Here is a 12,946-nt window from a genome sequence, read left to right on the forward strand (position 1 = left end):
TCGCGTCCGGGAAGGGCGTCGTCGTGCCCGGTCCGGGAAGGGCTCAGCCGATCTCGAGCGCGACCACGCGCCAGGCTCCGCGGCGCGCCTCCAGCCGCGCCGCGGCGGCGCGGACCCGGTCCCCGTCCTGGACGACGACCGTCCCCTCGGCGACGCCGTCGCCGATGCGCAGGACCCGCGCGCGGCGGACGGCGACCGGGCGGGCCGGGGTCTCGCCCGGCCCGTCGGCCACGAGTCGGGCGCGCCGGGCGAGCGCCTCGTAGATCTCCGGCGACACCCACCGCGCGAGCTGTCCGACCGTGCGCTCGCCCCGGACGACCTCGACCGCAGCCCGGACCACGGCGCAGCACAGCGCGGTCGGGTCCGGCAGCGGCACGGGCGTCGTCGGGCGCCCGAGGGGACGACCCCGGACGACGTGCTGCGGCACGCGGGCCGCCGTCGGGTCGGTCACGTCGACCGTGGCGACGGTCGGGTCGCCGAGGCACCGGAGCAGCCGGGCCGGCGGGGCGGACGGGACGCTCGTCGAGCGGAGCGGGCGGACCGTGGTCCCGCTCGTGGGAGGGGCCGTCGGTGCGGCCGCAGGTGTCACGGTGGTGACCGGGGCGTGTGCGCCGGCCAGCAGGGGAGCGGTCATGGTGGGGCTCCTTCGAGGTCGGTGGAGGTCAGGCGGACGGCGCGACGAGGACCTGGCCCGGCCGGACGAGGTCGGGGTCCGCGCCCACGACGTCGGCGTTCGTGGCGTACCAGCGCTCCACCGCCTCCGCGACCTGCCCGTCGGTGGACCCCGCGGGCAGGTGCCGGGAGGCGATCGACCACAGCGAGTCGCCGCGCACGATGACCACCTCCGGCGCGGCCTCCGGACCGGGCACGTCGCGCGTCACGGCCAGCGCCGCGTCGCGCTGGCGGGCGGCGTCCGACGAGGCCCCCTCCGCGGCGACCGTCGGTCCCGCGGTGCCGAAAGCCTCCGTCTCCTGGCCAACGACGCCCGCCCCGGCGGCGTGCGTCCCTCCGGACTCGGCGGTGTCGCCCGTACCAGCGCTCTCCGCGCTCGTCGACGGCGTCGCGCCGGTCGTTGCGGAGGTGGCACCCTGCGAGCGGTGGGGGTCCTGCGACGTGCCCGCGTCCCCCGGCACCCCGGAGGGCCTCACCGAAGGCGCCGGCACGGACGACGGTGGCACCGAAGACGGCGGCACCGAGGTGACCGGCGCTGGCTGGCCTGGCGCGGCGTCCGCCCGGGTGCTCGACGGACCGCCGGAGCCCGTCGTGGAGCCGTCCGCCGTGGCGGACGAGGTGCCGGGGGTCGTCCGGGACGTCGAAGCGGCGCTCTCCGACGCGCCGTTCCCTGACACCGTGCCCTCGCCCCCGGCGACGGCACCGCTGGGTCGCCACCCGAGATCGACGGCGACGACGCCCGGGTCGTCCGCCGGGGTGGCCGCGTGCGCCGTCCCGCCGGCGACGAGCAGGCCCGCGCCGACGGTGGCGCCGACGGCGGCGCGCGCCGCGTGCCGGACGACGGCCGGCGCCGCGCGGCGCAGGAGGCGTTCTCCCGTCGTCCAGGACCGCCCGGCGGACTCGGCAGCCACGCAGGCCACCGCGACGAGCGCACTGAGCGCGACCCAGAGGGCGGCCAGCGCGCCCACCGACACCGCGCCGAGCTCCACCCAGGGCTCGACGCGGTGCGTCGGGAGCGCGGCGACGAGGTGCAGCGCCCGGAGCGACAGGACGGTCGTCGCGCCGCCCAGGACGAGGACGAGCGCAAGGAGGGCGAGCAGACCCCCGGCTCGTCGGGATGCAGCAGTACCCCGGTCCATCGTTGCCCCCTGCCTGCCGTCGCGCACTCGACGGCTTTTGATGTCGTTTGGTGTCGTTTGATGACGACACGTCGATCTAAGCGCGCAGGATCGACGCCTGTCCAGGCCCGTCCCGTGATGTGGACGACGGAGGGTCGGGTGCGGTGGCGCCCCGCTACGGTGTGCCGATGCGATGGGACGCCTTGTTCGACGACCTCGCGGCGCAGCTCGCCGCGGCGGAGTCGCAGGACCGCGTCGCCGCGGTCGCCGACCTGACCCGGGCGGAGCACGCGACGGTGCTTCTCACCGAGCGGATGCGCGCCGCGCCGGGGCCCGTGACGCTCGAGCTCCGCGACGCGTCGGCGGTGACCGGCGAGGTGCGGGAGGTCGCGCAGGAGTGGGCGCTGGTCGTCGACGGCAGCCGGCAGCACCTCGTCCCGCTGGACGCCGTGGTCGCGGTGCGAGGACTCGGGCGGCACGCCGACCCGCCGCGCTCGTCCCGGTCGGCGACGCTCGGCCTCGGGCACGCGCTGCGTGCGCTCCAGCGGGACCGGAGACCGGTCCAGGTGCGGACGGCCGCCGGGTCCTACTCCGGGTGGGTCGCCCGGGTGGGGAAGGACCATCTCGACCTCGAGCCGTCGCCCGGCAGCGCGCACGGCGCGCGGGTCGTGCCCTGGTCGGCCGTCGTGTGCGTCAGCGAGGCGGAGGCGGGGTACGTGCCGAGGTGAGCGCGCGGCAGGGGGAGCCGGGGGAGCAGGGACGCCGTCGCACGACGGCGTGGGGACGCGGCACGGGGCGGCGGAGGCGCGACGGCGCGCCGTCAGCCGTCGAAGTCGCCCGCCTCGATGCGCTGGCGCGTCTGCGCGTACATGCGCTGGATGTACGCCTCGAGCTCGCTCACCTCGACCCGCCACTGGCCGCGTCCGCCCACCTGGATCGCGGGGAGCTCTCCCGACCGGACGAGCGCGTACGCCTGCGCCGCCGAGATGTTGAGCTCGTCCGTGACGTCGGCGAGGGTGAGGAACCGCTGGGGCATGGCGTCAGTCTGGCACGCGCACGCCCCACCGCGGTGCTCGTCCACAGGCCCTGCCACGCGCCCCGCCGACCGGGGATCATGAAGCCGCGGCACGGGCGACGTGCCGACCACCGAGGGGGAGATGGATGACGACGACCGTGGAACGACCCGTCCCGGGGGCCGCGACGCCCCCGCCCGCCGCGCGGCTGCGGCGGCCGGGCTGGAAGGACCCGCGGCTGCTCGTGGGGGTCGTCGTGGTGGCGCTGTCCGTCGCGCTGGGGTCCTGGGCCGTGAGCAGCGCGAGCCGGACGGTCGCGGTGTACGCGGCCGGCACGCCGCTGACGCCCGGCACCACCGTCGGTGCGGCCGAGCTGCGCACGGTCGAGGTGCGGCTCGGCGCGCAGACCGACCGCTACCTGCTCGTCGAGGACGGGCTCCCGGACGAGGCGGTCGTCCTGCGGACGGTGGCCGCGGGCGAGCTCGTCCCCGCGACGGCGCTCGGTGCCGCCACCGACCTCGCGGTGCGGGCGGTCGCGGTGCCCGTGACGTCGGGCCTCTCCGAGCGGATCGTGGCCGGCGCCGACGTCGACCTCTGGCACGTCCCGGAGGCCGCCGCCGCACCGTCCCCGGACGCTGCGCAGGACGTCCCGGACGGGCCGGGCGCCGTGCCGGAGATGCTCGTCGGCGGCGTCACGGTCGCCCAGGTCGACGAGGGCGAGGGCACGCTCGTGGTCGGCGGGCCGACGACGGTGCACCTGCTCGTCGAGGTCGACCACCTCCCCGCCGTGCTCGCCGCCGTCGCGGGAGAGGGGACCCTCGCGCTGGTCCCGGTCGGCGGTGCGGGGTGAGCGGCGCGACCACGGTCACGACGGTCCTGTGCGCGGTCCGCGGGGCGCGCGAGGCGGAGGTCGTCACGACGCTCGACGCGTCCGGGCTGCGGGTGACGCGGCGCTGCGCGGACGTCGTCGAGCTGCTCGCCGCGGCGGCCGCGGGGGCCGGGCGGGTCGCCGTCGTCTCGCACGACCTCCCGGCGCTGGACCGGCAGGCCGTGGCCGACCTGCACGCGCACGACGTCCGGGTCGTCGCGCTCGCCCCCGGGGGCACGTGGGAGGAGGACCGGCTGCGGGCCCACGGGGTGGACACCGTGGTGGACGTGGACCGGTCCCCGGGCACCCTGTGCGACGCCGTCCGGGCGGTCGTGCCGGCGCGCACCGGGCACGCGGGCCCGCCCGGCGCGCCCGCCCGCGTCCCGGCGCCCGTGCCGGCCGACGGCGAGGGCGACCGGCGCGACGGCCGGACCGTCGTCGTCTGGGGCCCGACCGGGGCGCCGGGCCGCACGACCGTCGCGACGAACCTCGCGGTCGAGCTCGCGGGCCCGGCACCCGCGGGGCGGCCCCGTCGGCGCCGCGCCGCACGCCGCGCGCGAGAGGTCGACGCGGCTCCCACGGCCACCGTCGGGCCTCCGGCCGAGGTGCTGCTCGTCGACGCGGACACGTACGGCGGGACGGTCGCGCAGCGCCTCGGGCTGCTCGACGAGTCCCCGGGGCTCGCCGCCGCGGCCCGCAGCGCCGGTCAGGGCGTGCTCGACGCCGCGGGCCTCCGCGCGCTGGCCCCGGTGCTCGTGCCCCGAGTCCGGGTCCTCACGGGCCTCGCCCGGGCGGCGCGCTGGCCCGAGCTGCCGGGCCCGTCGCTCGACGCGGTGTGGCAGGTGGCACGGTCGGTCGCGGACTGGACCGTCGTCGACTGCGGCTTCGGCATCGAGCAGGACGAGCTGCTCAGCTACGACACCCGCGCCCCGCAGCGCCACGACGCGACGCTCAGCGCGCTGGGCGCCGCGGACGTCGTCGTGGTCGTGGGCGGCGGAGACCCGGTCGGGCTGCAGCGCCTCGTCCGCGCGCTCGACGAGCTGGGAGACTCCGGGGCGGCGGTCGCCGCGGCCCGGGTCGTCGTCGTGAACCGGGTGCGGGCGAGCGTCGTCGGGCCACGGCCCGAGCGCGCGGTGCGCGACGCGATGGCGCGGTACGCCGGCGTCGAGGACCTGCACGTCGTCCCGGAGGACACCGCCGTCGACGTGGCGCTCCGGGAGGGGAGGACGCTCGGCGAGACCACCCCGGCGAGCCCTGCCCGGCGCGCGCTGGCCCGGCTCGCGGAGGCAGTGCGGGAGGCCGTCCCGTCCGGGCGTGGTGCGGCGCCCGGTCCGGTGCTCGAGGCGGCACACTGAACCCATGCGCATCTATCTCCCCGCGACGCTCGACGAGCTCGACGCCGTCACCGTGACCGCCGACGCCGCCCGCTGGACCGTCGCCCCGCGCGGCGCCCACGCCGTGACCGCCGCGCTGACGCGTGCGCTGCCCGACGAGGACGAGGAGGGTCTCGAGTACGCAGCGGCGCTCGAGGCGGCGGACGACTCGCTCGCGCTCGTCGCATCACGCCCGGACGCGCCGCGGCAGCGGCTCGTCGTCACGCTCGAGGTGCCCGACGGCGCGGTCCAGGTCGTGGGGGCAGAGGACTCCGACGACGAGGACGCGCCCGCCCCGAGCGCCGTCGAGGTGCTGCGCACGGTGCCCGACGTCGCGATCGTGTGCGTGCACGTCGACGAGCCGGAGGCGGTCGCGGACGTCGAGGCCGTGCTCGCCGCGGCGGACGACGACGGTCCCGACGCGGACGCGGCGCTCGACGCGGCCATCGAGCGCGTGGGTGAGCGCGACCTGCTCTGGTACGACTGGTCCGAGCTCAAGGACGTGCCGCGCGCCTGAGGCCGGGGCGAACCCGGGCAGACCGAGCCTGGGACGCCGCCGGGGTGACGGGCCCCGTCAGCCCAGGCGGCCCAGCACCTCGTCGTGCAGCAGGCCGTTCGTCGCGACGGCGTTGCCGCCCCACGGGCCGTCGGCGCCGTCGAGCGACGTGAACCGCCCGCCCGCCTCGGTGACGATCGGCACGAGCGCGGCCATGTCGTAGAGCTCGAGCTCGGGCTCCGCGGCCGCGTCGACCGCGCCCTCGGCGACGAGCATGTACGACCAGAAGTCGCCGTAGCCGCGCGTGCGCCACGCGCCGCGCATGAGGTCGAGGAACGGCTCGAGCTTCCCGCGCTCCTCCCAGCCGTCGAGCGACGCGTAGGCGAGCGACGCGTCGGACCACGACGAGACGCCCGAGACGTGCAGGCGCGACGCGGCGGCGAGCGACTTGCCCGTCCACGCTCCGGTACCCTTCGAGGCCCACCAGCGCCGGCCGAGCGCGGGCGCGGACACCAGCCCGACGACGACCTCGTCGCCGTCGGCGAGCGCGATGAGCGTGGCCCACACGGGGACGCCGCGCACGAAGTTCTTCGTCCCGTCGATCGGGTCGACGATCCAGCGGCGGGCGCCGTGGCCCGTCTCGCCGTACTCCTCGCCCACGATCGCGTCGCGGCCGCGGGCCCGGCCGAGCTGGCCGCGGATGATCTCCTCGGCCGTCCGGTCGGCGTCGCTCACGGGCGTCGAGTCGGGCTTGGACTCGACGTGCAGGTCGAGCGCCTTGAAGCGCGACAGGGTGTGGGCGTCGACCTGGTCGGCGATCACATGGGCGAGGCGCAGGTCGTCGTCGTAGCCGCGCGTCGAGGGGGGCGTCATGGCTCACACCGTAGCGGTGCGCGCACGGGCCGGGGGAGGCGCCGCGCGGGGTGCGGGCTCAGGCGGCGCCGATGCGCGAGGCGAGCACGCGCCGGAACGACTCGAGCCGCGCCGCGCGGGCGTCGCGGGTGACGTCGTCGGGGGAGTCCGCCACCCAGTCGTCGAGCGCGCAGTCCGGCGCGTCGTCGAGGTGGGTGCACCCGCGCGGGCACGCGGCGGCGACGGCGTCGAGGTCCTCGAACGCGCGCAGCAGGTGGTCGACCTGCACGTGCGCGAGCCCGAAGGACCGCACGCCGGGCGTGTCGATGACCCACCCGCCGCCCGGCAGGCGCAGCGCGACCGCCGACGTCGACGTGTGCCGGCCGCGCCCCGTGACGTCGTTGACGTGCCCCGTCGCGCGCCGGGCGTCGGGCACGAGCGCGTTGACGAGCGTCGACTTCCCCACGCCCGAGTGCCCGACGAACACCGACGTGCGCCCGGCCAGCGCCTCGCGGACCGCGTCGAGCGGTTCGATGGCCCAGCCGTCCGGCGCGAGGCCGTCGGGCGCGCGCCGCGTGACGACGACGGAGACGCCGAGCGGCTCGTAGAGCGCGCGCAGCGGCGCCGGGTCGGCGAGGTCCGCCTTGGTGAGGCACAGCAGGACGTCCATGCCGGCGTCGTACGCGGCGACGACGCACCGGTCGATCATGCGCGTGCGCGGCTCCGGCTCGGCGAGGGCGGTGACGACGACGAGCTGGTCCGCGTTCGCGACGATGACGCGCTCGTACGGGTCGGTGTCGTCGGCGGTGCGACGCAGCACCGACGACCGCTCCTGGATGCGGACGATGCGCGCGAGCGAGCCGTCGTCCCCGGTGACGTCGCCGACGAGGTCGACGCGGTCCCCGCACACGATCCGCGTGCGCCCGAGCTCGCGCGCCTTCATCGCGAGGACCGTGCGCTCGTCCTCGGCGCCGACGACCGTCCCGTCGTCGGTCCCGCCCACGAGCAGCGTGTACCGGCCCCGGTCCACGCCCGTGACGAACCCGGTCACCGCGTCCGCGTGCTCGGGGCGCTGCTTGGTGCGCGGGCGGCTGCCGCGCTTGCCGGGGCGCGAGCGGAAGTCGGACTCGTCCGGGACGCGGGCCATCAGCGGGCCGCCGCCCCCGAGCCGGCCGCGGGGGCCGTGCCTGAGCCGGTCCCCGGCCCGGCCGAGCCGCCGAGCATCCGCTCCCACATGCCCGCGAAGCCGGGGAGCGTCTTGGCCGTCGTCGCGACGTTCTCGACGCCGACGCCCGCCACGCGCAGCCCGATCACGGCGGCCGAGGTCGCCATGCGGTGGTCGTGGTAGGTGCGGAAGACGGCGCCGTGCAGGGGGCGCGGCGTGATGACGAGCCCGTCGCGCGTCTCCTCGGCCTGCCCGCCGAGGCGCGTGATCTCGGTCGCGAGCGCGGCCAGGCGGTCGGTCTCGTGCCCGCGCAGGTGCGCGATGCCGCGCAGGCGGCTGGGCCCGTCGGCGAGGGCCGCGAGGGCGGCGATCGTCGGGGCGAGCTCGCCGGCGGCGTGCAGGTCCACGTCGACGCCGCGCACCTCGCCCGTGCCCGTCACGGTGAGCACGTCGCCGTCGAGGGACGACGTGGCGCCCATGGTCTCGAGCAGCTCGGGGACCATCGCGCCGGGCTGCGTGGTCGCCGTCGGCCAGCCCGTGACGCGCACGGTGCCCCCGGCGACGAGCGCGGCCGCGAGGAACGGCGCGGCGTTCGACAGGTCCGGCTCGACCTGCACGTCGCGCGCCGCGATCGGCCCCGGCTCCACGCGCCAGATCGCCGGGCGCGAGTCGTCGACGACGACCCCGACCTCCCGCAGGACCTCCACCGTCATCTCGATGTGGGGCATGCTCGGCAGCGTGTGCCCGACGTGCCGGACCGTGAGGCCCTGGTCGTAGCGCGCCGCCGCGAGGAGCAGCCCGGAGACGAACTGGCTCGACGCCGACGCGTCGATGTCGACGGACCCGCCGCGGACCCGGCCGCGCCCGCGCACGGTGAACGGGAGCGTCGTGGGCAGGCTGCCGCCGTCGTCGCCCGCGACCGGGACGTCCAGCGCGCTGAGCGCCGCCACGACCGGGCCCATGGGCCGCACCCGCGCGCCCTCGTCGCCGTCGAACCGCACCGCGCCGTCCGCCAGCGCCGCGACCGGCGGGAGAAAGCGCATGACCGTCCCGGCGAGACCGCAGTCGACGTCGACCGGTCCGCGCAGGGCGCCGGGCGTCACGTGCAGCTCGGTCGGCGACGCGCCCTCCTCGATCCCCACGCCCAGCGCGCGCAACGCCGCGATCATGAGGTCGGCGTCGCGGCTCCGCAGCGCGCCGCGCAGCGTCCCGGGGCCGTCGGCGAGCGCCGCGAGCACGAGCAGCCGGTTCGTCAGCGACTTCGACCCCGGGACCTCGACCGTCGCGTCGAGCGGCCCGCCCGCCGTGGGCGCGACCCAGGCGTCGGCCGGGGCGGGGGACGGTGCGTCGGTGGGCGCGGGGGGCTGCGTCGTCATGGCGTCCAGGCTAGTGGAGCGTCGCCGCCCGACGGCGGCCGGTCCCGCCCGGCGGACGGGCGCGGCCGCGCGGTGCGACGCGTCAGGCGACCTTGGCGCGGACGGCGGCCCCGGCGTCGTGCACGGCGCCCGCGGTGCTGCTCGCGGCGTGCTGCGCGGCGTCCTGGGCGGCCTTCGCGGCGCGGCGAGCCGAGCGCGACACGTCCTTCGCGGTGCTCTTCGCCCCCGCGACGACGGCCTCCTGCTTCGCCTGCTTGGCGAGCGCGAGGTCGTGCCGCGCCCGCTCGAGACGCCACTGGACGCCCGGGCGGCCCTCGTAGTCGGCGCCCGCGATGAGCGCGGCCCCGATCGCGCCGACGTTCGCGACGAACTTCCGCGTCCGCTCGGTGCGCGTGGCCTCGCCGCCCGTGAACGGCTGGTTGACGACGGCCAGCGGGACCGTGAGCGCGGCGAGCGCGAGCGCGGCGGTCCGGGGCGCCTTGCCGACGGCGAGGCACAGGCCCGCGACCGCCGTCGCCGCGCCGTGGGCGCGGACGAGCGTCGTCACCTGCCGCTCGCTGAGCGGGGCCTCGATGCCGACGCGCTTCTCGACGAGCTCGACGCCCGCGCGCGCGGCCCGCACGTGCTCCGCCGGCTTGAGCGCGGCCTGGACCCCGTCGTAGACGAACCACGAGGCCAGCATGGGCCTCGCGAGGTGACGCAGCAGCATCGGTTCTCTCCTCATCGCTGGTGACTCGCCGGTGCCCTGGGCGGGCGTCCTCCGGTGGGTCCCAGCCTGCCGCGCCCCCCGGGACGGCGCCACCCGCGGCGGTGCCCGGGCCGGGAATGCCCAGAGGCGCTCGCGGGTTGCACCCCTCGTGACCGCCCTGCTCCAGACTCCCGCACCCGCCGCCCGGGTCGCGTCGACGACCCCGGCGCCGGACGCCGCGTTCGCCGCCGCGTGGTCGGTGCCGAGCCGTGCGCGGGACGCCTCATCGAACACCCAGACGAACGGGGGACTAGGCTCGTTGTTGATGACAGAGCGAATCTCCGGCAGCGACGTCTCCGGCAGCCCTGCGACGACGTCGGGAACGACGCCGGACGACGGTGCGCCCGCCGGCACGATGCCGCCCGCCGACGCGACGGACGCCGAGGACACGAACCGCGCCCCGGAGGCCGAGAGCGACGCCGCGCGCGCCGCCCGGTTCGAGCGGGACGCCCTGCAGTACCTCGACCAGCTGTACTCCGCCGCGCTGCGGATGACGCGCAACCCCTCGGACGCCGAGGACCTGGTGCAGGAGACGTTCGCGAAGGCGTTCGCGGCGTTCCACCAGTACCGCCCGGGCACGAACCTCAAGGCGTGGCTGTACCGGATCCTCACGAACACGTTCATCAACACGTACCGCAAGAAGCAGCGCGAGCCGCAGCAGGCGCAGACGGACGACGTCGAGGACTGGCAGATCGCGCGCGCGGCGTCGCACACGTCGCAGGGCCTGCGCTCGGCCGAGGCGGAGGCGCTCGACCGCCTGCCGGACTCGGACGTCAAGCGCGCGCTCCAGGAGCTCCCCGAGGACCGGCGCATGGTCGTGTACTACGCCGACGTCGAGGGCTTCCCGTACAAGGAGATCGCGGAGATCATGGGGACACCGATCGGCACGGTCATGTCCCGCCTGCACCGAGGCAGGCGCCAGCTGCGCGAGCTGCTGGCCGACTACGCCGCGAGGCGAGGACTGGTGGGCGCGAAGAGCCCCGGAGGTGAGTCGTGAGCACGTCAGAGACCCGTGAGCCCGGACGGGGGCCGGTCGAGGAGCCGGTGACCCCGATCCCGCACTCGACCGCGGGCGAGTCCGAGTGCGAGCACGCGCTCACGCACCTGTACGAGTACCTGGACTCCGAGATGACGCCCGACGACGAGCTGCGCATGCGCCAGCACGTCGCGCACTGCTCGCCGTGCCTGGCCGAGCTGAGCGTCGAGGAGCTCGTCAAGCAGCTCGTGCGCCGTTCGTGCCACGAGAAGGCGCCGGCGGGGCTGCGGGAGCGCATCCACACGCAGCTCACCGTGATGGTCACGACGACGACGGTCGTCGAGACCCGCTGACCCGGGCCCGGGGGCCAGCCCCTGGGGCCCGTGCGCACGAGAGAGGGCCCGGACCGACGACGTCGGTCCGGGCCCTCTTCCGTGCTCCCCCTCGCGGGGGCTGCGCCGTCTCAGGCGTTGGGGCGCTTGCCGTGGTTCGCGGCGTTGCCCTTGCGGCTGCGACGCTTGCGTCCGCGCTTGCTCATGGTGTTCTCCTGACGGTCGGGGAGTGCTGCCGGTCTCGGCGGTTCTCGACGTGGAACGACCGGTCTCGGCGTGTCCAGTCCGTCTCCCATGGTCCCACACGCGACCCCTTGTCACGGTCGAGCGCGCGATATATCGTGTCTGGCAGAACGAGATATATCGCGAGTGCCCTTCGGCCGTCCTGGTCGAGATGGTGCGCGGCGACCAGGACGGAGCGCAGGATGACGCAGGAGCTCTGGACCCTCACCGGTCCGCAGGCCATCGACCTCGCGCTCGTGCGCCGGCTCGACGCGACGATGATCGGCGGGCGCATCGACGTCGTCGCGCACGAGGACCCGGCACGGACCGACGCGCGCGTCGAGGTGCACTCCGTGAGCGGGCGCGCGCTCGAGGTGCGGCTCGACGGGACGACGCTCCGGGTGGGCTACGGCCCGTTCGAGGCGGGCTGGAAGGGCTTCCTCGAGCGCTTCCGCACGTACACCGGCAAGGACGCCGCGGAGGTCCACGTCGCCATCCCGGCGGGCGCGCAGGTCGAGGTCGCGACCGTGCAGGGCGAGGCGCTCGTCGCGGGAGCCCGCGAGGGCGTGCGGCTCGCGACCGTGTCCGGCGCCGTCATGACGAGCCGGACGCGCGGCCCGCTGCGCGTCGACACCGTCTCCGGCGAGGTCGCCGCGAGCGAGCACGACGGCCCGGTCCGGATGGAGTCGGTCTCCGGCGGCCTCACCGCCACGGGCGCGCTGCGCTCGCTGCGGCTCGACTCGGTCTCCGGCTCCGTGACCGTCGACACGCGCACGACCCCGGACGAGATCACGGTGAGCGCCGTCTCCGCCGACGTGCTCGTGCGCCTGCCCGACCCGGACGCGATGGACTACGCCGTGCGCTGCCTCAGCGGCCGGCTCGTCGTCGACGGCGAGGAGCAGCGCGGGTCCGCGCGGTCCTTCCACCGCGCGGCGCGGCTCGGCGCGGGCGCGCCCGTCCGCGTCTCGGCCGTCTCGGGCGACGTCACGGTCCTGCGGGGGACGGCCGGGACGTCGTCTGCCCCGGCCGACGCGCCCCCGGTGCAGGACGCGGCCCCCGACGCCCCGGCGTGGGGCAGCCCCGGTGCTCCCGCCGGGCGACCGGCTCCCACGAGCGGCCCGGTGGACCGCTGATGGCCACCGTCTTCGCCCACGGCCAGCTCCGGCTCTACCTGCTCGCGCTCCTCGCGTCCGGCCCCAAGCACGGGTACGAGCTCATCACCGAGCTCTCCGAGCGGTTCGGGGGCACCTACCGCCCGAGCGCCGGGACGATCTACCCGCGCCTCGCGCGGCTCGAGGACGAGGGCCTGGTCCACCGCAGCGCCGACGGGCGCAAGACGACGTACGAGCTGACCCCCGCGGGGCGCGCCGAGATCGAGGCGCGGCGCGCGGACGTCGCGGCGCTCGAGCACGGCATCGCCGAGACGGTGCGCCAGCGCGCCGAGGCGCTGCGCGCCGACGTGCAGGGCTCCCTGCGGGGGCTGCGCGCCGAGCTCGCCGCCGCCGCCCAGACGGCGCGCGCCCGCCCGCGCGACGGCGAGCACGACACCCGCCGTCGCGAGTCGACCGCGCGCCGTGCCGAGGCGGAGGCCGTGCTCCAGCGCTTCCGCGACGAGCTCCGCGCGGACCTGCGCCGGGCGGACGCGACCGGCGGGGTGCCCGAGCTGACGGTCGACACGCTGCGCACCGTGCTCGACAGCGCGCGCCGCGCCGTGCGGTCCACCCTGCCCTGACGT

15 protein-coding genes are annotated in these 12,946 nt (G+C 77.0%); 8 read left to right on the forward strand and 7 right to left on the reverse strand.

Features of this window, described 5'->3' with window-relative positions:
- Positions 1–43: 43 nt before the first annotated feature.
- A complete protein-coding gene (locus MT994_RS16970; RefSeq protein WP_354807199.1) occupies positions 44–634 on the reverse strand; it encodes an Rv3235 family protein in 591 nt (196 codons plus the stop codon).
- A 28-nt stretch (positions 635–662) separates the two neighbouring features.
- A complete protein-coding gene (locus MT994_RS16975; protein WP_354807200.1) occupies positions 663–1,811 on the reverse strand; it encodes a hypothetical protein in 1,149 nt (382 codons plus the stop codon).
- Between the two features lie 167 nt (positions 1,812–1,978).
- On the opposite strand from MT994_RS16975, the gene MT994_RS16980 reads away from it, so the two are divergent.
- Positions 1,979–2,518, forward strand: a complete 540-nt coding sequence (locus MT994_RS16980; RefSeq protein ID WP_354807201.1) for a hypothetical protein — start codon at positions 1,979–1,981, stop codon at positions 2,516–2,518.
- A gap of 92 nt (positions 2,519–2,610) precedes the next feature.
- Here the strand turns inward: MT994_RS16980 and MT994_RS16985 are convergent, their stop codons facing one another.
- Positions 2,611–2,826 (reverse strand): helix-turn-helix domain-containing protein, encoded by a 216-nt coding sequence (locus MT994_RS16985; RefSeq protein ID WP_061269161.1) that lies wholly within the window; start codon positions 2,824–2,826, stop codon positions 2,611–2,613.
- 125 nt (positions 2,827–2,951) lie between these two features.
- Between MT994_RS16985 and MT994_RS16990 the strand changes: the two genes are divergently transcribed.
- Genes MT994_RS16990 through MT994_RS17000 form a run of 3 tightly spaced genes read left to right on the forward strand, consistent with a single transcriptional unit; the run spans position 2,952 to position 5,561 of the window.
- Positions 2,952–3,653 carry a hypothetical protein gene (locus MT994_RS16990; protein WP_171468205.1) on the forward strand — a complete coding sequence of 234 codons (702 nt, stop codon included), beginning with the start codon at positions 2,952–2,954 and terminating at the stop codon, positions 3,651–3,653.
- On the forward strand, positions 3,650–5,026 hold the full coding sequence (locus MT994_RS16995) for a hypothetical protein (protein WP_354807203.1): 1,377 nt from the start codon (positions 3,650–3,652) through the stop codon (positions 5,024–5,026). The genes MT994_RS16990 and MT994_RS16995 overlap by 4 nt, the downstream gene beginning before the upstream one ends.
- A gap of 4 nt (positions 5,027–5,030) precedes the next feature.
- Positions 5,031–5,561, forward strand: a complete 531-nt coding sequence (locus tag MT994_RS17000) for a hypothetical protein (protein ID WP_194521037.1) — start codon at positions 5,031–5,033, stop codon at positions 5,559–5,561.
- Between the two features lie 57 nt (positions 5,562–5,618).
- Here MT994_RS17000 and hisN read toward each other — a convergent pair whose 3' ends face one another.
- From hisN to MT994_RS17020, 4 genes are all read right to left on the reverse strand, one after another.
- The gene (hisN, locus tag MT994_RS17005) at positions 5,619–6,413 is read right to left on the reverse strand and encodes a histidinol-phosphatase (RefSeq protein ID WP_021482063.1); all 795 of its coding nucleotides are present in this window, start codon (positions 6,411–6,413) and stop codon (positions 5,619–5,621) included.
- Between the two features lie 58 nt (positions 6,414–6,471).
- On the reverse strand, positions 6,472–7,539 hold the full coding sequence (rsgA, locus tag MT994_RS17010; protein ID WP_354807206.1) for a ribosome small subunit-dependent GTPase A: 1,068 nt from the start codon (positions 7,537–7,539) through the stop codon (positions 6,472–6,474).
- On the reverse strand, positions 7,539–8,933 hold the full coding sequence (gene aroA, locus MT994_RS17015) for a 3-phosphoshikimate 1-carboxyvinyltransferase (protein ID WP_354807207.1): 1,395 nt from the start codon (positions 8,931–8,933) through the stop codon (positions 7,539–7,541). Before aroA ends, rsgA begins: the two co-directional genes overlap by 1 nt.
- Before the next feature lie 82 nt (positions 8,934–9,015).
- Entirely contained in the window at positions 9,016–9,642 is a 627-nt protein-coding gene (locus MT994_RS17020; protein ID WP_009862310.1) for a DoxX family membrane protein, read from the reverse strand.
- Positions 9,643–9,946: 304 nt separating this feature from the next.
- Here MT994_RS17020 and MT994_RS17025 point away from each other — a divergent pair, with 304 nt between their 5' ends.
- The 4 genes from MT994_RS17025 (at position 9,947) to MT994_RS17040 (ending at position 12,943) form a co-directional block, all read left to right on the forward strand.
- On the forward strand, positions 9,947–10,678 hold the full coding sequence (locus tag MT994_RS17025) for a sigma-70 family RNA polymerase sigma factor (RefSeq protein WP_354807208.1): 732 nt from the start codon (positions 9,947–9,949) through the stop codon (positions 10,676–10,678).
- Positions 10,675–11,010 (forward strand): mycothiol system anti-sigma-R factor, encoded by a 336-nt coding sequence (rsrA, locus tag MT994_RS17030; RefSeq protein WP_021483111.1) that lies wholly within the window; start codon positions 10,675–10,677, stop codon positions 11,008–11,010. The genes MT994_RS17025 and rsrA overlap by 4 nt, the downstream gene beginning before the upstream one ends.
- A gap of 404 nt (positions 11,011–11,414) precedes the next feature.
- Positions 11,415–12,344: a DUF4097 family beta strand repeat-containing protein gene (locus MT994_RS17035; protein WP_354807209.1), complete on the forward strand. Its 930-nt coding sequence runs from the start codon at positions 11,415–11,417 to the stop codon at positions 12,342–12,344.
- Complete coding sequence (locus MT994_RS17040) at positions 12,344–12,943, forward strand: PadR family transcriptional regulator (RefSeq protein ID WP_076405974.1); 600 nt, start codon at positions 12,344–12,346, stop codon at positions 12,941–12,943. Before MT994_RS17035 ends, MT994_RS17040 begins: the two co-directional genes overlap by 1 nt.
- The last annotated feature ends 3 nt before the right edge of the window (positions 12,944–12,946 follow it).

It is taken from the genome of Cellulosimicrobium sp. MI9406, assembly GCF_040595865.1.
Classification (GTDB): domain Bacteria; phylum Actinomycetota; class Actinomycetes; order Actinomycetales; family Cellulomonadaceae; genus Cellulosimicrobium; species Cellulosimicrobium funkei.

Excerpts from the sequence above, each read along its gene's own strand:
- MT994_RS16975 (WP_354807200.1), bottom strand. The coding sequence starts at position 1,811 with ATGGACCGGGGTACTGCTGCATCCCGACGAGCCGGGGGTCTGCTCGCC.
- hisN (WP_021482063.1), bottom strand. The coding sequence starts at position 6,413 with ATGACGCCCCCCTCGACGCGCGGCTACGACGACGACCTGCGCCTCGCC.
- MT994_RS17025 (WP_354807208.1), top strand. The coding sequence starts at position 9,947 with ATGACAGAGCGAATCTCCGGCAGCGACGTCTCCGGCAGCCCTGCGACG.
- MT994_RS17035 (WP_354807209.1), top strand. The coding sequence starts at position 11,415 with ATGACGCAGGAGCTCTGGACCCTCACCGGTCCGCAGGCCATCGACCTC.
- rsgA (WP_354807206.1), bottom strand. The coding sequence starts at position 7,539 with ATGGCCCGCGTCCCGGACGAGTCCGACTTCCGCTCGCGCCCCGGCAAG.
- MT994_RS16980 (WP_354807201.1), top strand. The coding sequence starts at position 1,979 with ATGCGATGGGACGCCTTGTTCGACGACCTCGCGGCGCAGCTCGCCGCG.
- MT994_RS16990 (WP_171468205.1), top strand. The coding sequence starts at position 2,952 with ATGACGACGACCGTGGAACGACCCGTCCCGGGGGCCGCGACGCCCCCG.
- aroA (WP_354807207.1), bottom strand. The coding sequence starts at position 8,933 with ATGACGACGCAGCCCCCCGCGCCCACCGACGCACCGTCCCCCGCCCCG.
- MT994_RS17000 (WP_194521037.1), top strand. The coding sequence starts at position 5,031 with ATGCGCATCTATCTCCCCGCGACGCTCGACGAGCTCGACGCCGTCACC.
- MT994_RS17040 (WP_076405974.1), top strand. The coding sequence starts at position 12,344 with ATGGCCACCGTCTTCGCCCACGGCCAGCTCCGGCTCTACCTGCTCGCG.
- MT994_RS17020 (WP_009862310.1), bottom strand. The coding sequence starts at position 9,642 with ATGCTGCTGCGTCACCTCGCGAGGCCCATGCTGGCCTCGTGGTTCGTC.
- MT994_RS16985 (WP_061269161.1), bottom strand. The coding sequence starts at position 2,826 with ATGCCCCAGCGGTTCCTCACCCTCGCCGACGTCACGGACGAGCTCAAC.
- MT994_RS16970 (WP_354807199.1), bottom strand. The coding sequence starts at position 634 with ATGACCGCTCCCCTGCTGGCCGGCGCACACGCCCCGGTCACCACCGTG.